Raw genomic sequence first — 19,081 nt, forward strand, 5'->3', positions numbered from 1 at the left:
CGGGCTCCACTCTCCTCACGATGTCGAAGAGGTTATCTGAGCATGAAAGCGTTACTTGCACTGGTGGTTGGGGTTTTTTGCAGCGCGGCGATGGCCGACCAGCTACTTCCGGTTGAGCAATACAGCTATGCCCAGCACCTGGACATCGCCCACGTCATTTCCATCAGCGACATTGCAGACGTCTGCGCTGTGGTGCCTGTGCGCATGACCTATGAAGACTCGAAGGGCCAGCAGCACATTCTTGAATACCACGTGATGGGTAACGGCTGTTCCAACGGTTAAGCCACCCATTGTTTGTGTTTTTACCGCTGCGCCCGGTGCGCCTGAGGGCAGCAACTTGAGGGCCATACCCATGGATTTAATCTTTCGCAACGTACGCGTCGACGACGCACAACCGCTGATGGACGTGGCGGTGCACGACGGCAAAATCATTGAAATTGCGCCGCGCATTTCAGCGCATGCCCAGCAGGAAATTCAGGGTCACGGCAACGTGCTGATACCCGGTTTTGTCGAAGGCCACCTGCACCTGGAAAAAGCCCATGTCATGCACCGCAAGGCCAATCGCTCCGGCACGTTGAAAGAGGCGATTGCGGTGACCGCCGAACTCAAACCCAGCTTGACCCGCGACGACATTCTGGAGCGCTCCACCCAGGTCTTACGTGCGCTGGTGCAAGCCGGCACTACTCATGTGCGTGCCCACGCCGAGTTCGACCCGGTACAAGGCTTCACCGGGTTTGATGCGGTGCTGGAACTGCGGGAGAAATTTCGCGACGTCATCGATATTCAGGTGGTCGCCTTTCCTCAGGAAGGCATCCTGAAGCTGCCCGGCATGCAGGAAATGATGGTCGAGGCCATGGAAAAAGGCGCCGATGTGGTGGGCGGCATCCCCTACAACGATGACTCGGCGCATGAACATATCGACTTTGTGTTCGCCCTGGCCAAGCGCTACGGCAAGGACATCGATTTGCACCAGGACTTCGCCGACCACGCCGAACACATGACCATTGAGTACCTCGCGCGCAAAACCCTTCAGGAAGGCTACCAAGGCCGCGTGTGTGTCGGCCACCTGACAAGCCTGGGCGCCGTGCCCCCGCACAAACAGCACGAGATCATTGCGCTGATCCGCGAGGCTGGCATCAGCGTCATGTGCCTGCCTGCCACCGACCTGCACCTCGGTGCGCGCGGCGACAGTCATAACGTGCGCCGCACGCTGACACCGGTGCGGGCCCTGCGTGATGGCGGCGTGAATGTGTGCCTGGCCACCAACAATATTCGCAACGCCTTTACCCCGTTTGGCACCGGCGACTTGCTCAATATTGCGCAACTGGCGATTCCTGCCTGCCACCTGGGCGGGGCGGACGACCAGGCCACGGTGTTGTCGATGCTTACCACAAGCCCGGCCAAAGCACTGGGCTTGAAGCACTACGGGTTGGCAGTGGGTAAGGCTGCTGACCTGGTGTTGTTGGATACGCGGGCAGTCAGTGATGTGATTCTCGATTTACCGACGCGGTTGATGGTGCTCAAACGCGGGAAGATCGTGGCGACATCGGCCTGTCAGCGTTCGGTGGTTTTTTGACCCGGCGTGCTTGCCCTCGCCAGAAACCCGCTGATCAGCGCCACCACTTGCTGCTGAATCACCGCCCGTGGCCGCGCGCCTTCGCCATCCCGGCAAATCATGCCATCGCCCGGCGAGCTTTCTTCAATCAATGCCATGCCACCCGGCTTGCAGATCGGCATAAAGCTGAAGTGCGTGGCGTCGCTGATCTCCACGTACTGCGTGGAGGATGTTGGCATGCGCTTGACCATGTCGGCGGACTCCAATTCGGGCGACATGTCCTCGGTTGGCACGCCCCCGGCGATCACCAGCGCCGGCACCGGCAGTGCGGCCAGGCTGGCGCTGGTGAAGCCTCGCGACAAGCCTAGGTCCAGTGACACAACTGCGGTGATGCGTTTGTCGCTCAAGTCAGCGGCCAACTGGGCCTTGCCGGCGGGCGTGGCGGCGGGGTTCATCTGCTGGTAGCCGATGCAGCCGCCCAACTTCGGGTGTTCGGCGCAGTCGCGGCTGAACAGGTCGGGGTCGAAGCGTGCACCGGCGATTTCCATCACGGTCCAGCCGCCGAGGGAGTGGCCCACCGCAGCAATCCGGCTAGGCGCGACCGCGCCAAATTGCTGCGGCTGAGCCAGGACCGCGTCGATAGCGCGGCTCAGGTCGGCCGGGCGCAGCCACAGTTGCGCGGCGGCTTGGGGGCTGCGGTCTTTGGTGGTGGTGCCGGGGTGATTGACCGCAGCCACGATATAACCCTGGTGCGCCAAGGCACTGGCCAGCCACACCTGTTTACCCCAATTGCCGCCGTAGCCGTGGGACAGCACCACCAACGGATGCTCGCCGGCAGCCGGTGGCGCGTCGGGCACGGCGAGAGCGCCGATGAACACCGCGTTGTCGGCGATCAGCTTGGGTTGGGCTGTGGAGGTAGCGGGGTACCAGACCACCAGTTCCAGCGGGCGCTGGTGTGTGGCATCGGGCAGCGTGGCGGTCTTGAAGCCCACCGGGGTTTCGGCAGCGAAGGCGGGCGTAGACAGGCACAGCAGGAACAGGGCGCGCAGCGCGGTTTTCATTGTTTTTATCGTCCTTGATTTGGGTGGCGCATCATTACCTGAAATGCCCTCGCAATGCATCCCCTGCCGGCTCACCTGCGACGATTGAAACGCGCTTCTACGGCGCTTCGAAACCCTCGTAATCCAGGGAGATCTCATCGTCTTTCGGGTAGCTGACGTACACCACCACCGCGTCGCTGCTGTCGACCAATGCGTAAGGCCATTTACCGTTGGCCTTACGCATGTGCTCATACAACGGCAGGAAAAAATCCTTGGTCTGACCGCGTGGGTCGTAGGGCGCTTGCACCTGGAAAATCGGGTAATGACCGCCGTTGCACAGCTGGATGCGTTCGAGCTGAAAGTTGTTCTTCTCCAGTAACGTGCGGGTGGGATGCTGCCAGGTGGCCAGGTTGACGTCCACGCAGTCGTGGGCGGTGGTGGTGTAGAGCGTGGTGTCTTTCAGGGCGGGGAGGGCGTGGGCCAGGCTGGGTAGAAGCAAGAGCAGAAGGGGGAGAAGGCGCGGCATGGCGAGGTTCCGAGAAAGATGGGGTTTGGTTGGTGTGTTTTTACCAGCTTTATAGGTGTGAAGCGTTTGGTATCTGGTCGAGGTGCTTTGGCTTCACGGGGGGCTGTTGGCTTATGGTGGTATGCGCTGCGAGATAGCCGGCTTTAGACCCAATACGGTCAAATCACGAAACGCATGTTCCACCGACAAAGAATGGGATTCGCTGAATTTTCACCTCGCTCATTGTTCGCCAATCATTCAGCACAACCTCTCGCGCACAGCCCTCAATACCGCTTCTATGTGCCAGGTTTCGACACCGATGGCGACCGCTTCGCCGGCATCAAGCACTAACTCAATTTGGGTGGCTATGGCTTGTTCGAAAAGCAGTCGCTGCGCGTCTTCAAGCAGCCTGCGTTTACCTGTGAGCCAATAGCGTTGTTTGCCCGTCAGCAACGCAAGGGTTTGCGGGTAAGTGCACTGCAGCTTTCGACGCAAATTGACCAGAGCCGGTTTGTCGCCTCGGTCAATTGCTGGGGTCAGTACATACTTGTTGCCCGACGCTGCCTCCAGATCGTATTTGTCTTGCAGATATTCATCGACACTCATGCAACTGACGACCGTCTCACGCTCTCCCGTCATGACGTTGATCAAGTGCGCATTAACGCCGACGTAGCAGAACTCCGTCATGCCGTGGACGACGTAATCCTCACTGTTACTGCGAATAACCCAGTAATCACCGTTGGCGGAAAGCTCACATGACTGAATGACAAAACGCTCAGGTTTGCCATCTCTCATGACGCCGTCAAACAGGCTAAGCACGATTTCGCAGGCCTGCTCTGCGGTTAGCAAGGAGTTGATCCTTGTCACGCTTTGCCAAAGCCAAGCAATGAACGCAGCCAGCCTGCCGACTTTCGTTCATAGAAGGGTGCGGTTTGTGTGAGGAAGTAATCGCTAAGGCCTGATTCCCCCGCGTGAACGCGGTAGAGGTCAACGGGTTCGCCATCCGGAGCGCTATCCCCGGCAACGTTACCGGCTTCGCGCATGACCCGTTCAATATCCCCATCCGCTTCAATACCAATGATCAGATGAGGCTTCTGATCAGACGATGCGTCATGCATCAACGCCAGAAATGCACGCTTTACGTTGCGATGTTTGGCGAGTAATTGCGTGAGCGAGTTGACCATCTTCGACGGATGGTGCGACGGCTGTCCGAGCAGCACGTTGGTGTCTTTTTCTACTGTGCGCTGCACGGGCTCCTGGCCGATCCCGTCAGAGAGCAGATGGCGCACTTCCTCCGGGAAAAACTCTTTGCCGTAAGCAGACTTTGGATTGAGGAAAAGAGGGGTGCCTAGTGTGATTTCAAACAGCGATCTGGCCGAGATCTCTATGTAGGATTCTTTGCTATCTATGGATCTTTGGAGTGTTTGCAACGAAGAAAAAAACGGGATGACTGCGCAGCCGTCAGGTTTTTGCCAGTGCGCAATGCTGATGTTGCTACCAGACTCGATGTTGACTTGACCTTCGCCAACGCCGGCAGTGCCGAGGACGTAGACGGAGGAATTCAACAAAGTCTTGAAAAAGTCTGGACGATGGGCCGGTTCATTCGCCGCCAGCCGGAGTGATTTTTCGAGGTTGTTTTCTTGCTGGGTATCCATGATGTCCATCAGCAGTTCCATCGAAACAGACAAAAAGGTGAGCGGCAAAGTGCGCGCAGTTTTTCACGCCACTGTGAAAACGGGAAGAACAGGGGGCTAATAAATTTGAAGCATACGCAGAGACACGCTGGACGGTCTTCAAGGATAGCTCCTCGAGAAAATAGGGTCAGACCACTGTTATAAAGGGTGGCCTGACCCGGTTTTTATGGCGTTATGCGCTGCGAGATAGGCTGCTCTCGACCCTAAGCTGCCCTTTACGGAGGGCAGCAATCGGCCAAAAGCGGACGGTCGGTGACCTGCAAGCACGGCTACGAATCCTGTACCGTTTTACGGCGACTCACCACTCTGGCAACTCCGTTGCCGTTCACTGGTTCAGGAACTTGATGACAGCACTGGCGAACAGTTCGGGCTGGTCGAGCATGATGAAGTGAAAACTGCCGTCAATGCGCCTGAAGCTGATGTTTGGGGTAGAAGCATAGGCGTTACGGAACATTGCATCGACGTGGGACGCTTCTACGCCGAAAAGCGCATCGTAGGCGTAGACGACCTCAACCGGCACCTTAATGTGCCCAAGCTCAGGCCGGAGGTCTGAGACCATCAATTCATACATGGCATCGGCCATGGTCTTTCGGTCCGAGTTTAACCCCGCCGCGACCAGGCCTGGCCTGACCGCTTCAGTTTTGGCGAGGCGGGCGATGGATGCATGCTGCATGGCTTGCGCCTGCTCAGGCGTTGCCGCCAACATTGCATCACGCATTGCAGCCGCATGCGGGGCCGCCGTTTCACTGGTCGCGGAGGGATCAAAGAGCAAAGTGTAAAAGGGCATCGCATCGACAATCATCAGGCGTCCCACTTGATCAGGATGACGAGCACCTAGCATGAGTGCCACCTCGCCACCCAACGAATGCCCGATGATGACCGGCGACTCGATGCGCTGGCTGCGGATGTATTCAGCGATCGCCTCGACCGTAGACGCGACTACTCTCCCGTCCGGATTGGATACAGCAGGCGAGCCGGCAAATCCAGCTACCTGTATAAGATGGAGCCGGTGGCTGAGTCTTAATCTGGAGGCCAAATCTGCCCATACTTCGTAGGACGACGCAAATCCTGGGATCAAGATGATATCTGTGCCCGAGCCTTGTACCTGCACCGAGATACCCCCCTTGTTCACTGTGCCTGGCGGCAGGGGCGCAGACTGGGCTGGCGATGCAGACAGCAGCGCCAACAGCGTGCCGATCCCGGCAAAAATCATTCTTGCACGCATTGAACTGCCCTTTTCGCGCAGTGAGTAGTGACGTTTACACCGACAGGTAGGCCGCTTAACGGGTTCATAGCCACTCCTTTGACTGAATAAGTATTGCCACTATACGGCGCCCAAAGACATCAGAAAACTATCCCCGCCTGCAATTTATGGCGTCCGCTTCGGGTCGATAGCTGCCACTCAGTGAAGGTGGAAAAGCCTCAAGATCAAGCGTGAGGCTTTATCACCGTCGGCCTCATATAGACCGTGTAATCCGGCCTGATCGGTGAGTTTGTGTAGATTGAAGTGGTTGTAAAACGCTTGGCCCAGTCGCTGATGCTCGAAGCTTCCATGACTCCAAAGCCAGACGAACTCCTCATAAGCGGCGCGTTCGATCTGCAACGAGGGATCATGTCCCATGTCAGGTTCCTATCATTAGAGGGACTCAAGCATACTAGTTGCCTATCAGCCCTTCCAGCTCGGCCTTCCCCAAAAAAACAGGGTCAGACCACAGTTAAAGTAATTGTGGTCTGACCCCGTTTTTCTGTTTTTCTCCACAAGCGCCGTTCGGAGCGAATGCCATAGCAATAGCCCACGACTAGCATGCGGATCATCAGTTCAGGATCAATCGAAGGGCGCCCAATCGGGCTATAGAAATCGGCGAGGTAGTGGCGCAGGTCGCTCAGATTGAGACACCGATCAATGCTACGCAGGAGATGATTTTTTGGGATGTGTTCTTCAAGATTGAACGAATAAAACAGCCGATCCTGCTTACTCGATAACTGTCCCATCATGCTGCGTACTCTCCCGCTGGCCGACGGGCAGATTTTGCCTTAGACCAATCAGGAGAGCTACTTTTGCAAAAGGACAGTTCATCATCTGCTGATGTAAAAGGCAGTTCGCCGACAGAGGTTTCGTGTGCCTTGATTCCCGAATGTAGATGAAGAAGACTCCATCCATTATCTGAGGTCGAACCAACGAGCGTAGTTGTCGAAGTGGGATTACTTTTGGGCATGGGGCCGACGATGCAGGGAAAAACGTTCGAAATAGTGCGAATAGATCAAATCCACGAAATTGTTTCGCCAACCGTAGAATCACTTTTACAGCCGTTAGGGTTCGAAGTTCAGGGCCCGCTGTCCTGGCTTCGTAGCGTCAATGCTCCCATTCGCCAACTCTTTCGCCTTGAGCAGTGCAAAGGCGGCGCGCTAGCGCCGTCATGGGCTCTGTCACTGGACTTCGTTCCCCATCTTTCCGGCAATGAAATCAAATGGCACAGGACGTCAAAATCAGCACGACCTGATCTGACTTTCGATGTGCGAGATCGAGCGTTTGATATCTCATGCAGCTACGGACCTGATGTCATAGCAACCCGCGCACCCAATATCCTCCGGGCTGCAATTCCAAAAGCCGAATCGTTTTGGAACGAGGCTCGTTCGATAGCCGACCTGCCTGATGCTTTCGAGCGGGTCAAGCAGCATTTGTCGACTGGTGGCCTGGGTTTCTACAACTACATACAACATCCTCTTGCATACGCGTTTGTATTGGCCATGAACGGCAAGCCCGACACAGCCGAAGAAGAGTTTCAACGCTATTCACCGCGTCTTTCAGAGGCGGCTCGAAAAAAACTCCGCAAGCTATTCATTGATGCAGGCGGTCACCTTGGCTAAGCGAGTACGACTTTTTCAACAGAATCGGCCAAAAACAGCCCTTCAACGCGGCTACAAAACCAGCTGCGGTTTACTCACAACGCAGACGCGGCCAACCCCAACTTCAACAGTTCCTTGCGTAGCAGCGCGGGCTCCAGCACCGCCATTGCGGCCTGCCATTCGATCGACAGTAAATGGCTCAACTTTTGTTGGCTGACCAAGGGCTCAGCCAGAAAGTAGCTTTTGCACTCGCGGATGCTGATGACGTTCAACAGCCAGTCTTCACCCTGCGCCGCCAGCCAGTGTCCCATCGTTGCACGATGGGTTCGGATGAGCGCACTGGCATCCCATACCGCCAGCTGCGCGAAAACCTGCGGCAGGTTGCTCTCGGCTTTCAGCCGCTTCACATCAACCGCCAACGCGCCAATCAGGTCTGATTCGACAGTGGCCTGACACTCGGAGAAATACCGCTCGGGCCAGTCGGCTTCCAGTTTCGCCCGCTCTGCGAGGACTTCATACGCCCGGATATCCGCTTGGGTGGTCAACTGCCCGGTGAAATTCAGGGTATTGTCCAGGATGGCCGTGGCCAGCAACGCGGCACTTTTTTCGCTGATCAGCGGCAACAACTCTGCCGCTTCCCAGCGTAGAAAAATCAGCGTTGCCGCTGCGCCGATCGGCAGGATGTGGGCCGTAGGTCCGAGCTTCTGCGCCCAATGGTTTTCAAAACCTGGGTGATGGTCAATGACTTCCACCACCTGTTCAAGCACCACCAGCGGGTCGAAATGGTGGTAGTCGGAGACATCCACCAACACGAACTCATCACCCGCTCTCGGCCGATAATCGTCCAGCGATGATTGCCATCCGAGCACGGTCCTGGAGATGCTGACATTGAGCGGGGCGCTACTGACGGCACGAGCATCAACGCCCTGGTGATTCAACAGCTCGGCGTACGCAATGCAACAGGCATACGCGTCGATGTCCAGGTACGCCGAGCCTGAGGTCACTACCCTCATGACGCATGGGTCACAGCGTGAGCTGCCGGGACAGTCGAAGACAGCTTCAGCGCTTGGGCGATACCCGCCAGAATCCGCTCATACGCCAATTGACACTGCGCTTCGGCGATGGAAATGCGCACCGTGGCCCCGGCGATCCGGTCGGGATATCCCAGTTGTATAACCGTGTTGGACAGGCTCCGTTGCTTGTCCGAGCATGCCGACCCACCGGTGATGTAGATCGACTGCGTGTTCAAGGCCCACTGCAGTTTTTTTGTATTGACCCCTGGCAATGCAACAAAACTCACACAAGGCACACGCGGCGCTTGCTGACCGATCACGACCACTTCGCCCAGCATCGCTTGCAGCGTACGTTCAAACGTTTCCCGGCTCTGTTGTACCGCGACTTTGCCGGTGCCGTAGGTGTGTTGTTTCTCTTGCAACGCGGTTTCAATCGAAAGAATGCCCGGATAGTTCTGAGTACCACCGCGCAACCCACCTTCCTGGCCGCCGCCAACAATCAATGGCGACAACCCGTAGCGGCTTCTGGCGTACAGAAAACCGGCACCGGGCAACGCCCCGAACTTGTGTCCTGACGCAATGGCGAAATCAACGCCGGATGCGTGCAGGTCCACAGGGATTTTGCCGATGGCCTGGGTCATGTCCGAAAACAGCCAACCACCTCCAGCCTTCACGTGTCGGGCGATGTCTTCGATCGGTTGAATCACGCCGGTTTCGTTATGCACGGCCATAACGCAAACCAACGTCGGGCGACCTGCATGGGCGCGCAGCAACTGCTCCAATTGTTCGGTGTCGAGCAGACCGTTCATTTGATGCCCGATTGCTATGGCCTGCAGGCCTTCCAGGCTGTAGCGGTTTATGTTCTGCAGGGTGCAGGCGTGTTCGATCGCTGAGTACAACACCAAGGGTTGCTCATGTTTGTAGCGTTCGAAAAAACCATGAAACACCTGGGCACAGCCCTCACTGGAGCCGCTGTTGAAAATCAGGCAGTCGGCGTCCACGTTCAAAAGGCTGGCGATGCTGCCACGCGCCCGTTCGACGCGTTCGAGCAACTGAACGCCCAGGGCGTGATTGGCATTGGGGTTGGCGCATTGGCGGGTCGAAAACAACGCCTGAAGCATGTTGCTGACACCCATTGAAACCGGAGCCGACCCACAGACGTCGGCATAAACTGCATCCACAGCAATATCCATATCAAACACTTCCAGGTTTTCTTTTTATGTCATTCAGGATGCTGCTCGCACATGCGAACAGAGGCTCACAGGTCAAATAAGCACGCGCAGCATGAGCTGGAGCGAGCACAGCAAAACGAAAGCATTCAGCGCCTGCTTCAGATGCCTCGAATCCAGCCGATGAGAAAGCATGGCGCCGAGCAACCCCCCCACCAATATCCCCAGTACCAACTCACCGGTGTAGCCGAGAAAATCCATGGTTGAGCCCACTCTGCCGAATAACGCCCCACTTGCTCCGATGATACCGATCAGCGCCGAGGTCGAAATGGCCTGCTTTATCTGCAGACCAAACAAGCTGATCAGTACAGGCAGGTAGATGAACCCGCCGCCCTGTCCAACCAGCCCGCACAGTACGCCAAGCACCAGCCCTATCAGTGGCAACGACAGCGATTGATGGTTGCACAACACGGCCACCGGTTTACGGAACAGGTACGTGACCAACAACGACATCAGCCCCAGCAGGCCGAAGACGAACAGGATGAAGTTTTCGCTGAAGGCATCAGCATGGAGCGAGGCAAAAAAGTTGGCGACAGCCATCGGTACGGCAAAGCTTCTGATCACTCGCCAATCCGGCTGAAACTTGATGCGGTGCAACGCGAACGACACGAGGGACGAAAAGAAGCCCTGTGCAGAGGACAACCCCGTCACGACTTCAATTGGCAGTTTCTGACCGGACAATATCGGGTAAACCAGCACCAACAGGGGCGTCACGATGATGCCTCCACCGATACCGAACAGGCCTGACATGAAACCCGCCATCACGCCCACACCGACCATAACCGGGTAGATTGTCATGGCTACCATCTCAGCAGACCTTGATCTTGCCGGTCCCTTGCGTCATCCGACCGATAACAATCAGATCAGGGCAAAGCGCCTGCCACGTCCGACGGTTCGTTTCAAACCCTTGGGCACTCACAGTGAACAGCAACCCGCCATTCGTTTGCGGGTCATGCAACAGAAACTTTCTAGCCAAGGGAATATCAGCCAGGTACTCCACGTGCTGCGCGTACTTTTTAATGTTAGAAAAAATACCGCTGTCGGCCGACGTCACCGCCACTGCCAATGACTCTGTACCGTCATAAAAAACCAGACCGCTTGTATCGAGGTCAACATCCAGTTGCCCCATCCCGACCATCTCACTGATATGGCCGATCAGGCCGAACCCGGTGATGTCAGTCAAACTGCTGACTTCAGGGCTTTCGCTCAGCGTGCGCCCAAACGCGTTGTCGCCGGTGATCTGGGCAAGCGTCGACGCAGCAATGTCCTCTTGTTCAATCACGCCGGTCTTCAGGGCATTGGCGAGGATGCCGACACCAATCGGACGCGTCATGACCAGCCAATCACCGGCCTTGGCCGTGTTGTTTTTCTTCAAGCGTTGCTTTTCCACCTCACCAATGATCGAGAAGCCGTACAAGGGCTGGCTGTTCTTGATCGTGTGGCCACCGACGATGCTGACGTTGAACTTGTTCATCACCGACTGGGCGCCCAGGATCATCTGCGTTACTTGCTCGGCCGACACCAGTTCCGGGTCGAACGCCATGATCGAGTTGGCAATCAGTGGACTTCCGCCTGAAGCAAAGATATCGCTCACAGCATTGCTGGCTGCCAATTGGCCGAAGACATAAGGGTCGTTGACTATCGGGGAGAAAAAGTCGGTGGTGAATAAAAGGTATTTTTCACCTGCGTCATAGACGGCGCAATCGTCAGAAGACTCAAAGCCCAATACCACTTTGTCATCCGACACCGTATTGGCCGCTGCAGTTTGCGACAGAATCTTCGTTAACACGCTGGATGGGATCTTGCACCCGCACCCACCACTCTCAGATTTATCCATAATCTGACAAAACATCGACATCGACTTTCCTTAAAATCCATTTTCCATAATAAAAACAGCGGTTTAGCGTGCTGAAACTGGCTGTTATGTCCTATTCCGCCGACAAAAATCGCATGGTTTCATTGCAGAAATATGACGCCATGGCGGCATTTTGAAGTCATGCGGATGTCAGCGCGCTGCGGTGTATGAACCATTGCCTCACGGCTGCGCAGCGCTGTGCGGCCATTTTGCTGGCCGGGAGTTTTATGAGTGAGGCGAGCGCAACCCGACGTTCACCCTTGCTATTGCCCAGCACAGCCCCATAACTATCCCAGTACTCATTCAGCACAAGGGCAGACCATGACCAACCAAACCGAAACCGCGATCCTCGCCGGCGGCTGCTTCTGGGGCATGCAGGACCTGTTGCGGCGCTACCCCGGCGTCCTCAGCACGCGAGTCGGCTACACCGGCGGCGATGTGCCGAACGCCACCTATCGCAACCACGGCAATCATGCTGAAGCGATTGAGATCGTGTTTGATCCTGCTGTGATCACGTACCGGCAGATTCTCGAGTTCTTTTTCCAGATCCACGACCCCAGCACGCCTAACCGCCAGGGCAATGACCTTGGGCCCAGCTATCGTTCAGCGATTTACTACCTGAGCGAACAGCAACGCGACATCGCCGAAGACACTGCTGCCGACGTGGATGCCTCCACGTTGTGGCCAGGCCGTGTGGTGACTGAAATAGAGCCCGCAGGGCCGTTTTGGGAAGCGGAGCCGGAGCATCAGGATTATCTGGAGCGCATACCCAATGGCTATACCTGCCACTTCATCCGGCCGAACTGGAAGTTGCCCAAGCGCGCCTGAGCCTGAGTGCGCTCGAAAAACAAGGTAGACCACGCTTCGGGAAACCTATGGACGTGGTCTTACTCCTGCGCCTAAGTAGAGTGCAACGTCATGCCCATCACACGCTATCAAACCACCCCAGTGAAGTTAGTCCTCGCTCAACCCGGCGACGTGGACGATTTGGTTGCCATTCGAATCGAGGCGATGCGCGACAGTCTGGAGCGTGTCGGGCGATTTGATCCGGTGCGGGCGCGTGAGCGGTTCGTCAGCGGCTTCGAAGCCCACAGCACCCGCTACATTGAGGTCGCTGGGGACCGGGTCGGCTTTGTCGTGGTCAAGCACCATCCCGATCAACTCGTGCTCGACCACCTGTACGTGAGGCCGAGTGCGCAAGGGGCAGGGGTAGGTGCTGCGGTGCTTGCTCAGGTTTTCAAAGAAGCGGATGCGGCTGCACTGCCGATCAAAGTAGGTGCGCTCAAAGAAAGCGCCTCGAACCGGTTTTATACCCGCCATGGTTTCCAATTCGTCGAAAGCAGTGAGTTCGACAATTATTATGTCCGTCAGCACCTTACGACGTGCGGCGTAACTGGCCCGTCGGGTGAAATGATGTGAGCCCTATGCATTGCTTCTCGCGAATCGCCGTCTTTACACCTTCTTCCGTTTGCGCAGATAGTCATAAACCAGACTGATCGCGGTGATTTGTGCGGCACTCATGCTGAATCAACCGATCGCCCTGGGCGGATCTCCATGTTCAAGTGCTGAGTGGCCCACCAGAGTCAGTCCGCTTTAAATAGAAAAGCGCGCTACACGACTACTCCTTCATCAGCCATTCTGCCTTGTTCAGGGTTGCTTCATAGGCCTGCTTCTCGAAGGTATAGGGGCCAACGCCATCGATGATGACTGGCTCTTCATACCCGTTCTCGTAAGCAAAGGCGTGCCACGTAAAGCGGTTATCGGTTTGACTGACATGCACTGAATAGCCGCCACAACTGATGTCGCCGCACTCGGGGCACGCGTACAGGAGGACACGTCCACTTTCCGTTCCGGCGGGTTCGCGCAACAGCAGGCGAGCGCTGGACCGGCTGTTTGCCTCGCAGAAGCCTTTGACGAAACAGCTCATATAGTCTGCGTGGTCACCGCCCGCGGTGACGAGCGTATCGAGCAACGAACGCTGATTAATCAGAAAATCAATTGAACAACGCTCGGCCACCGTGCAACCTTTTAAGTCGCTTCCAGGGCGAAGCATTTGTTGGAACGTGAGGCAGCTGATGTCCATGTTCGCGACCCCGTATGCCGTGCAAATACGTGAGGTGACCTAAATAGTCCGGGGATGGAAGACATCAGTGAATAGCCATTCACTTGCGGTCCAACCTCAGTATCGGCCCGAATGGCTGAATCGCTACGCCAGTAGCCGTCGAAGATGCAGGCGATGACGTTGTCCCTTTATTTCCCCGCACTCATAAGGTGCCTGACACCTCAGACCATAGAAAATTTAACAACATCACAAAATCGTAATTGAGGCCGGCTTACCCTGACCACTTGATATCCGAACAAGGAACGCTTCGATGATTCGTCACGCCTCACCCGCAGACGCCAGGGCGATTGCCCAGGTGCACATCAGCAGTTGGCAGGACGCCTATCGCGAGCTGATGCCCGCCGACTACTTGGGTGCGTTGAGCTCGACATTGGCCAGGCGCGAGTCATTTTGGATGGCCTCGATTGAATCGGGCGAATCAAAAGTCTGGGTGGCGCAGGTGAGCAAGCAGGTAGTCGGCTGGGTGTCCGTCGGCGCCAGCCGTGATGAGGATGCTGCTGCGCAGAACGTAGGTGAAGTGATGGCCATCTACGTTGTCGCCGAGCACTGGCACACGGGTGTCGGGCTGGCGTTGTGGAACGCGGGCTTACAGTATTTGGCTGAACAGGGGTTTGAACAGTTAACGCTGTGGGTGTTGGCCCGTAATGAACGAGCTATCCGCTTTTATCGCCGGGTAGGCTGTGTTGAGGAGGCGGGCAGTGAGCGCACGCTTGAGAGGGGCGGTGTGCAGCTGGTCGAGGTGAGGTATCGGTTGCCGTGTATTCGGTTGAGTTAGAGAGAGCAGGCGCCAGGCCACGCCTTTAAAGGTGGCCTGTTCCCCACTACCAATCAGTGAAGCGCCGATCCCCCTGTGGGAGCGGGCTTGCCCGCGAAAGCGGTGGGTCAGTCGACCTCATGTTTGCCGGCCCGACGTGTTCGCGAGTAAACCCGGTTGTTTATTCGGGTCATGCAGTTGAAAGCTCAGCGACCCACTACAGCAGCCTCCCGCTCCATCAGCCTGTCCATCAACAAAACCCCCAGCTCACTCAGCTGGTGAATCGCCAGCGCCACGTCGCGCTGTTTCCCGGTCAGGTCCTCCGACAGGTCAAGCAGCAAGGCGGTTACCGAGGAAAAAGTTTCATAGCTGTTGGTGATCAGGGCTTCGTTGCTGGCGTCGGCGGCAACGCTGAACAGGCCCGGCGGCGATGGTGAGTCAGCTTCCGGGCTGAGATAGCGATCAATCGCGCGATGCGCCGCCTGGTTCAGCTTCAGGTCCGGCTCGTTCGGAGGGTTGGGTGTGACTTTGAACATGTGTGTTGTACCTGATTAGGGCCAACACCTCTTCGCTACTAAACGATGGGGTGGCAGCTGTGCGCAGGTTAGTAGACCGGGGAAACACACAAAGCCGGCGCGCCCGAGGGCGCCCTGCACACAGCCACCATCAAGCACAGACAAGAACATCTGACAGATGAGGCTCATGCACTTTATGTTATCGCTCGGGCTACTAAACCCGATCACTGAGCATTCAGCGACCGAGCAACCTTAGAGACGCCCACCCAAGCACACAAGCCGGCGGATTCTGACGCAAGCGTAGGCAACGGAGCAAGGCGCCGTCGCCTCGGACTTTGCTGTTTCAGGGCTTGGTGTAGGACATGTACTCATTCTGCAAAACAATATGGTCGGCCACGTACTTCGCGTCGTGCCAAACCCCGTAGATAAACGACGACGCGCGGTTCACCAGATTCGGCAGGCCCAGGAAGTAAATCCCGCTTTGCGCCGAGATGCCGCGCTTGTGAAATGGCTCGCCTTTTTCGTCAAACGCATCGACTTTCAACCAGCTGAAATCGAATTTAAAACCAGTCGCCCAAAGGACAGTGGTTACGCCGGCCTCGGCCAGGTCCAGGCTGAGGGTCGGGTTAACCAGGCATTCCGGGTCGGGCAGCAATTTCCAGGCGTCGGGCTCCAGGGGGAACGGCAACCCGTTGGCCTCGATGTAAGCGTCGGCGTCGCGCAGTACATCAAAGTAGGCACGGTCACCTTCGGCCACGTTGTCGGCCAGGCCCGGTTCGAAAGTCATGACGCCCTCGTTCCACTCGCGGGTGACGCCGACCAGGTGGATGCCCTGGTGCGCCAGGCGGCGGAAGTCCACGGTCTTGCCGCCTTCATAGCCGCTGACGGCAAAAGCCACGTGCTTTTTCTTCGGCTGAATTTTGACTTCGTCCCACAGGCCCAGCGCGCCGAGCCACCAGCAGTAGTCGCGGCCGCGGTAGGCGCGGGGCGGGCGGTAGTGTTCGCCCACCGAGAGGTACACGGTTTTGCCGGCCTTTTGCAGTTCTTCGGCGATTTGCGAGCCGGACGCGCCGGCGCCCACCACCAGCACGGCGCCTTCGGGCAATTGCGCGGGGTTCTTGTAGGTGGAGGAGTGCAGTTGGTGCACGGGCGCGGTGGCCGGGACGATGGTGGGGATCGATGGGCGTTGGAACGGGCCGGTGGCGGCCACTACATTCGCGGCTTCGATGATGCCCGCGGAGGTGGTGACTTTGAAGCCGGGGCGACCCACGTGGCGTTCCACGCGTTGGACTTCCACGCCGGTGCGCACGGGGGCCTGTAACTTCTCGACGTAGGCTTCGAAGTAGTCGGCCATGCGCTCTTTCGGCGGGAAGGCTTCGGGGGAAATGCCCTCGAATTTCAGCCCGGGAAAGCGGTCATGCCAGGCCGGGCCGTTGGCGACCAGCGAGTCCCAGCGCTCCGAGCGCCAGCGTTCGGCGATGCGGCTGCGCTCCAGCACGAGGTGCGGCACACCCATCAGGGAAAGGTGCTCGCTCATGGCGACGCCGGCCTGGCCTGCGCCCACTACCAGGGTGTTGATTGTTTCCACTGACATGTGCGTTTCCTAAAAGTGAACGACCTCGGTCGGTTTGGGCGACGCGCAAGCATCGACAGCCTCAGTGTGATCACGCAGTGGAAGGAGCGAAATTATGCTTTTTGAAGGCAGAGGTTAGGAAAATCCAAACCCCATGGGGCAGTCGTCAGCCGCGTCATTATCGATGCATCACTGATGCACTCTAGATAAGCAAGTGTATGAGCTGACCCTGGATGACTTTCGTCATTTTGGTGCCTGGTTCTTTCCCATGGACGAGTCTGTAGGGGACGAGCTGACGGTGCGTCCACTGGTAGATAAAGAAGTGTGTTCGGACTACCCGATCATCGTAAGCGCTATTTTTTTCAATGATCTTTTCGAGAAATACGCCGCCCGCGCTGGTTCATCAATATGAACAGTATCCCTTCGCCGCCTCGCTAAAGCCCGACAGCTCCCACCGTTGATCTGCGGTGAGGCGGCTCATTGGGTTTTCAACAACGTGGCCACCGCCGTAAGCGCCAGCTCATAACCCAGGGCCCCCAGCCCTGCGATCACGCCGGTAGCCGCCTTGGACACGTAGGAGTGATGCCGAAAGCTCTCACGCTTCCAGATGTTTCTCATGTGCGCTTCTATGATCGGGCCGTCGAAGGCCAGCAGCGCGTCGAGGATCGGTACCGAGCTGTAGGTGAGCCCGGCGGCGTTGATCACGATGGCGTCGGCGTTCGACCGCGCCTCTTGAATCCAGTCCACCAACACGCCTTCGTGGTTGCTCTGGCGAAAGTCCAGGCTCAGGCCCAGCTCAGCGGCGTGGCGTTGGCAGCGTGCTTCGATACTGGCGAAACTTTCGCTGCCATAGGTGCCGTTTTTGTCCAGGCCGTAAAGGTTGGCGTTAGGGCCATTGAGGAAAAACACGCGGTGGGACATGGCTTGCGCTCCAGTTATTGCGCGACGGTCAGCACGACTTTGCCGACGTTAGCGTTGGCCTCCAGCAGCCGATGGGCCTCGGCGGCTTGAAGCAGGGGCAACTGCGTGTGGATTTGCGGACGCACCAGGCCCGAGGCGAGCCAAGGTAAAAAACGCGAGCGAATACACACCGCCAAACGGGCTTTTTCGGCGTGACTTTTGGGGCGCAAGGTGGAGGAGGTGAGGCTGAGGTTTTTGCGCATCAAGACCTGTAAATCCAGTTCGATTTTTGCGCCTTGCAGAAAGGACAAACTTACATGCCGCCCACCCATCGCCATCGCCGCGAGGTTGCGCGCGACATAAGGGCCGCCGACGTTATCCAGCACCACGTCCACGCCGCGCCCTTCGGTGCAGTCGTTCACCATCTCGACAAAATCTTCCGTGTGTCTATCCACCGCGCGCCACACGCCAAGGGCGTGCAGCATCGCGACTTTCTGCGCGCCGCCGGCGGTGGCGATTACCCGCGCCCCGGCGGCGTGCGCGCACTGCACGGCAAAACTGCCGACGCCACTGGCGGCGCCGTGGATCAGCACGCTGTCGCCGCTGCGCAGGCGGCCTAGTTCAAACAGGTTGTGCCACACGGTGAACGCCGCTTCCGGCACGCCTGCGGCATCCTGAAGTGATAACCCCGCCGGCACCGGCAAGCAGTGCGCGGCCTGGGCCACGCAGTACTCGGCGTAGCCGCCGTTGAGCAACGCCATCACGCGGTCGCCAGGGGCAAACTCGTCTACGCCAGGGCCTGTGGCGACCACAATGCCCGCCGCTTCCAGGCCGAGTACGTCGGTGACGCCAGGCGCAATCGGTGCGCCGCTGCGTTGCATCAGGTCCGGGCGATTGACGCCTGCGGCGGCCACGCGAATCAACACCTCGCCCGCCTCGGGTGTCGGCACCGGGCGCTCCACGCAGTGCAGCACCTCAGGCCCGCCCGGCTCACGGGCAATCACCGCCTTCATACGGTCCAGTCATCCGGCACAACGGCGATCACGTCGATTTCCATCAGCCATTCCGGCTGGCCCAGGCCGGAAATCACCAGCCCGGTGGAGATCGGGAACACGCCTTTGAGCCACTTGCCCACCTCCTGATACACCGGCTCGCGGTAACGCGGGTCGGTCAGGTACGTGGTGGTTTTCACGATGTGCGACAGGTCAGAGCCCGCTTCCTCAAGCAGTTGCTTGACGTTTTTCATCGCTTGTTCGGCCTGGGCGCGTGGGTCGCCGAGGCCGACCAGGTTGCCGTCGAAATCGGTGCCGATCTGGCCGCGCACATAGAGGGTGTTGCCGGCGCGCACGGCCTGGCACAAGTCGTTGTCCAGCGCCTGGTTGGGGTAGGTCTGTTTGGTGTTGAACATGCGGATGCGGGTGTGGGTGGGCATGGCGGGCAACTCATCGGAAGCGGGATACAACAAGCTTCACATCGCCC

24 protein-coding genes are annotated in these 19,081 nt (G+C 57.6%); 7 read left to right on the forward strand and 17 right to left on the reverse strand.

Annotated features, from left to right (window positions below; translation table 11 throughout):
* Positions 1-42: 42 nt before the first annotated feature.
* On the forward strand, positions 43-282 hold the full coding sequence (locus AC19YS_RS18140; RefSeq protein WP_106576594.1) for a DUF2790 domain-containing protein: 240 nt from the start codon (positions 43-45) through the stop codon (positions 280-282).
* A 70-nt stretch (positions 283-352) separates the two neighbouring features.
* Positions 353-1,576: an amidohydrolase family protein gene (locus AC19YS_RS18145; protein WP_200624983.1), complete on the forward strand. Its 1,224-nt coding sequence runs from the start codon at positions 353-355 to the stop codon at positions 1,574-1,576.
* Here the strand turns inward: AC19YS_RS18145 and AC19YS_RS18150 are convergent.
* The 7 genes from AC19YS_RS18150 to AC19YS_RS18180 form a co-directional block, all read right to left on the reverse strand.
* Complete coding sequence (locus tag AC19YS_RS18150; protein WP_500602325.1) at positions 1,555-2,616, reverse strand: alpha/beta hydrolase family protein; 1,062 nt, start codon at positions 2,614-2,616, stop codon at positions 1,555-1,557. The genes AC19YS_RS18145 and AC19YS_RS18150 overlap by 22 nt on opposite strands.
* A gap of 97 nt (positions 2,617-2,713) precedes the next feature.
* Positions 2,714-3,121: a hypothetical protein gene (locus tag AC19YS_RS18155; RefSeq protein WP_179609216.1), complete on the reverse strand. Its 408-nt coding sequence runs from the start codon at positions 3,119-3,121 to the stop codon at positions 2,714-2,716.
* A 237-nt stretch (positions 3,122-3,358) separates the two neighbouring features.
* Complete coding sequence (locus tag AC19YS_RS18160; protein ID WP_256680550.1) at positions 3,359-3,949, reverse strand: hypothetical protein; 591 nt, start codon at positions 3,947-3,949, stop codon at positions 3,359-3,361.
* Positions 3,950-3,963: 14 nt separating this feature from the next.
* Positions 3,964-4,764, reverse strand: a complete 801-nt coding sequence (sseB, locus tag AC19YS_RS18165; protein ID WP_124418090.1) for an enhanced serine sensitivity protein SseB — start codon at positions 4,762-4,764, stop codon at positions 3,964-3,966.
* Positions 4,765-5,119: 355 nt separating this feature from the next.
* Positions 5,120-6,019, reverse strand: a complete 900-nt coding sequence (locus AC19YS_RS18170) for an alpha/beta fold hydrolase (protein WP_500602326.1) — start codon at positions 6,017-6,019, stop codon at positions 5,120-5,122.
* Between the two features lie 177 nt (positions 6,020-6,196).
* On the reverse strand, positions 6,197-6,415 hold the full coding sequence (locus tag AC19YS_RS18175) for a hypothetical protein (protein ID WP_119742475.1): 219 nt from the start codon (positions 6,413-6,415) through the stop codon (positions 6,197-6,199).
* Between the two features lie 83 nt (positions 6,416-6,498).
* Positions 6,499-6,789, reverse strand: coding sequence for a transposase (locus AC19YS_RS18180; RefSeq protein WP_491724476.1), 291 nt, complete (start codon positions 6,787-6,789; stop codon positions 6,499-6,501).
* A 231-nt stretch (positions 6,790-7,020) separates the two neighbouring features.
* On the opposite strand from AC19YS_RS18180, the gene AC19YS_RS18185 reads away from it, so the two are divergent.
* On the forward strand, positions 7,021-7,662 hold the full coding sequence (locus tag AC19YS_RS18185) for a hypothetical protein (RefSeq protein WP_234427157.1): 642 nt from the start codon (positions 7,021-7,023) through the stop codon (positions 7,660-7,662).
* 74 nt (positions 7,663-7,736) lie between these two features.
* Here AC19YS_RS18185 and AC19YS_RS18190 read toward each other — a convergent pair whose 3' ends face one another.
* From AC19YS_RS18190 to selD, 4 genes are all read right to left on the reverse strand, one after another.
* Positions 7,737-8,654, reverse strand: a complete 918-nt coding sequence (locus tag AC19YS_RS18190) for a DHH family phosphoesterase (RefSeq protein ID WP_500602327.1) — start codon at positions 8,652-8,654, stop codon at positions 7,737-7,739.
* Positions 8,651-9,847: a cysteine desulfurase family protein gene (locus AC19YS_RS18195; protein WP_200624978.1), complete on the reverse strand. Its 1,197-nt coding sequence runs from the start codon at positions 9,845-9,847 to the stop codon at positions 8,651-8,653. Before AC19YS_RS18195 ends, AC19YS_RS18190 begins: the two co-directional genes overlap by 4 nt.
* A 72-nt stretch (positions 9,848-9,919) precedes the next feature.
* Positions 9,920-10,681: a sulfite exporter TauE/SafE family protein gene (locus AC19YS_RS18200; RefSeq protein ID WP_234452677.1), complete on the reverse strand. Its 762-nt coding sequence runs from the start codon at positions 10,679-10,681 to the stop codon at positions 9,920-9,922.
* 10 nt (positions 10,682-10,691) lie between these two features.
* Complete coding sequence (selD, locus tag AC19YS_RS18205) at positions 10,692-11,741, reverse strand: selenide, water dikinase SelD (protein WP_500602328.1); 1,050 nt, start codon at positions 11,739-11,741, stop codon at positions 10,692-10,694.
* Positions 11,742-12,059: 318 nt separating this feature from the next.
* On the opposite strand from selD, the gene msrA reads away from it, so the two are divergent.
* The gene (msrA, locus tag AC19YS_RS18210; protein ID WP_119742485.1) at positions 12,060-12,566 is read left to right on the forward strand and encodes a peptide-methionine (S)-S-oxide reductase MsrA; all 507 of its coding nucleotides are present in this window, start codon (positions 12,060-12,062) and stop codon (positions 12,564-12,566) included.
* Positions 12,567-12,656: 90 nt separating this feature from the next.
* Positions 12,657-13,157, forward strand: coding sequence for a GNAT family N-acetyltransferase (locus tag AC19YS_RS18215; protein WP_500602329.1), 501 nt, complete (start codon positions 12,657-12,659; stop codon positions 13,155-13,157).
* Between the two features lie 199 nt (positions 13,158-13,356).
* On the opposite strand, the gene AC19YS_RS18220 is transcribed toward AC19YS_RS18215, so the two are convergent.
* Positions 13,357-13,821 (reverse strand): hypothetical protein, encoded by a 465-nt coding sequence (locus tag AC19YS_RS18220; RefSeq protein ID WP_200624974.1) that lies wholly within the window; start codon positions 13,819-13,821, stop codon positions 13,357-13,359.
* A 289-nt stretch (positions 13,822-14,110) separates the two neighbouring features.
* Between AC19YS_RS18220 and AC19YS_RS18225 the strand changes: the two genes are divergently transcribed.
* Entirely contained in the window at positions 14,111-14,635 is a 525-nt protein-coding gene (locus AC19YS_RS18225) for a GNAT family N-acetyltransferase (RefSeq protein WP_472526397.1), read from the forward strand.
* Positions 14,636-14,820: 185 nt separating this feature from the next.
* Here AC19YS_RS18225 and AC19YS_RS18230 read toward each other — a convergent pair whose 3' ends face one another.
* A complete protein-coding gene (locus tag AC19YS_RS18230) occupies positions 14,821-15,150 on the reverse strand; it encodes a DUF6124 family protein (RefSeq protein WP_500602330.1) in 330 nt (109 codons plus the stop codon).
* A gap of 322 nt (positions 15,151-15,472) precedes the next feature.
* On the reverse strand, positions 15,473-16,723 hold the full coding sequence (locus AC19YS_RS18235) for a flavin-containing monooxygenase (protein WP_124418082.1): 1,251 nt from the start codon (positions 16,721-16,723) through the stop codon (positions 15,473-15,475).
* A gap of 193 nt (positions 16,724-16,916) precedes the next feature.
* Here AC19YS_RS18235 and AC19YS_RS18240 point away from each other — a divergent pair, with 193 nt between their 5' ends.
* Positions 16,917-17,114 carry a hypothetical protein gene (locus AC19YS_RS18240; protein WP_500602331.1) on the forward strand — a complete coding sequence of 66 codons (198 nt, stop codon included), beginning with the start codon at positions 16,917-16,919 and terminating at the stop codon, positions 17,112-17,114.
* A gap of 65 nt (positions 17,115-17,179) precedes the next feature.
* Here the strand turns inward: AC19YS_RS18240 and AC19YS_RS18245 are convergent, their stop codons facing one another.
* The 3 genes from AC19YS_RS18245 to AC19YS_RS18255 are packed head-to-tail and all read right to left on the reverse strand — an operon-like array spanning position 17,180 to position 19,034.
* Complete coding sequence (locus tag AC19YS_RS18245) at positions 17,180-17,623, reverse strand: type II 3-dehydroquinate dehydratase (RefSeq protein ID WP_500602332.1); 444 nt, start codon at positions 17,621-17,623, stop codon at positions 17,180-17,182.
* Between the two features lie 14 nt (positions 17,624-17,637).
* Positions 17,638-18,615, reverse strand: coding sequence for an NAD(P)H-quinone oxidoreductase (locus AC19YS_RS18250; RefSeq protein ID WP_500602333.1), 978 nt, complete (start codon positions 18,613-18,615; stop codon positions 17,638-17,640).
* A complete protein-coding gene (locus AC19YS_RS18255; RefSeq protein ID WP_124418079.1) occupies positions 18,612-19,034 on the reverse strand; it encodes a RidA family protein in 423 nt (140 codons plus the stop codon). The genes AC19YS_RS18250 and AC19YS_RS18255 overlap by 4 nt, the downstream gene beginning before the upstream one ends.
* Positions 19,035-19,081: the final 47 nt, after the last annotated feature.

The organism is Pseudomonas sp. MF08831, assembly GCF_059862645.1.

Excerpts from the sequence above, each read along its gene's own strand:
- AC19YS_RS18140 (WP_106576594.1), top strand. The coding sequence starts at position 43 with ATGAAAGCGTTACTTGCACTGGTGGTTGGGGTTTTTTGCAGCGCGGCG.
- AC19YS_RS18145 (WP_200624983.1), top strand. The coding sequence starts at position 353 with ATGGATTTAATCTTTCGCAACGTACGCGTCGACGACGCACAACCGCTG.
- AC19YS_RS18150 (WP_500602325.1), bottom strand. The coding sequence starts at position 2,616 with ATGAAAACCGCGCTGCGCGCCCTGTTCCTGCTGTGCCTGTCTACGCCC.
- AC19YS_RS18155 (WP_179609216.1), bottom strand. The coding sequence starts at position 3,121 with ATGCCGCGCCTTCTCCCCCTTCTGCTCTTGCTTCTACCCAGCCTGGCC.
- sseB (WP_124418090.1), bottom strand. The coding sequence starts at position 4,764 with ATGGACATCATGGATACCCAGCAAGAAAACAACCTCGAAAAATCACTC.
- AC19YS_RS18170 (WP_500602326.1), bottom strand. The coding sequence starts at position 6,019 with ATGCGTGCAAGAATGATTTTTGCCGGGATCGGCACGCTGTTGGCGCTG.
- AC19YS_RS18175 (WP_119742475.1), bottom strand. The coding sequence starts at position 6,415 with ATGGGACATGATCCCTCGTTGCAGATCGAACGCGCCGCTTATGAGGAG.
- AC19YS_RS18180 (WP_491724476.1), bottom strand. The coding sequence starts at position 6,789 with ATGATGGGACAGTTATCGAGTAAGCAGGATCGGCTGTTTTATTCGTTC.
- AC19YS_RS18185 (WP_234427157.1), top strand. The coding sequence starts at position 7,021 with ATGCAGGGAAAAACGTTCGAAATAGTGCGAATAGATCAAATCCACGAA.
- AC19YS_RS18190 (WP_500602327.1), bottom strand. The coding sequence starts at position 8,654 with ATGAGGGTAGTGACCTCAGGCTCGGCGTACCTGGACATCGACGCGTAT.
- AC19YS_RS18195 (WP_200624978.1), bottom strand. The coding sequence starts at position 9,847 with ATGGATATTGCTGTGGATGCAGTTTATGCCGACGTCTGTGGGTCGGCT.
- AC19YS_RS18200 (WP_234452677.1), bottom strand. The coding sequence starts at position 10,681 with ATGACAATCTACCCGGTTATGGTCGGTGTGGGCGTGATGGCGGGTTTC.
- selD (WP_500602328.1), bottom strand. The coding sequence starts at position 11,741 with ATGTCGATGTTTTGTCAGATTATGGATAAATCTGAGAGTGGTGGGTGC.
- msrA (WP_119742485.1), top strand. The coding sequence starts at position 12,060 with ATGACCAACCAAACCGAAACCGCGATCCTCGCCGGCGGCTGCTTCTGG.
- AC19YS_RS18215 (WP_500602329.1), top strand. The coding sequence starts at position 12,657 with ATGCCCATCACACGCTATCAAACCACCCCAGTGAAGTTAGTCCTCGCT.
- AC19YS_RS18220 (WP_200624974.1), bottom strand. The coding sequence starts at position 13,821 with ATGGACATCAGCTGCCTCACGTTCCAACAAATGCTTCGCCCTGGAAGC.
- AC19YS_RS18225 (WP_472526397.1), top strand. The coding sequence starts at position 14,111 with ATGATTCGTCACGCCTCACCCGCAGACGCCAGGGCGATTGCCCAGGTG.
- AC19YS_RS18230 (WP_500602330.1), bottom strand. The coding sequence starts at position 15,150 with ATGTTCAAAGTCACACCCAACCCTCCGAACGAGCCGGACCTGAAGCTG.
- AC19YS_RS18235 (WP_124418082.1), bottom strand. The coding sequence starts at position 16,723 with ATGTCAGTGGAAACAATCAACACCCTGGTAGTGGGCGCAGGCCAGGCC.
- AC19YS_RS18245 (WP_500602332.1), bottom strand. The coding sequence starts at position 17,623 with ATGTCCCACCGCGTGTTTTTCCTCAATGGCCCTAACGCCAACCTTTAC.
- AC19YS_RS18250 (WP_500602333.1), bottom strand. The coding sequence starts at position 18,615 with ATGAAGGCGGTGATTGCCCGTGAGCCGGGCGGGCCTGAGGTGCTGCAC.
- AC19YS_RS18255 (WP_124418079.1), bottom strand. The coding sequence starts at position 19,034 with ATGCCCACCCACACCCGCATCCGCATGTTCAACACCAAACAGACCTAC.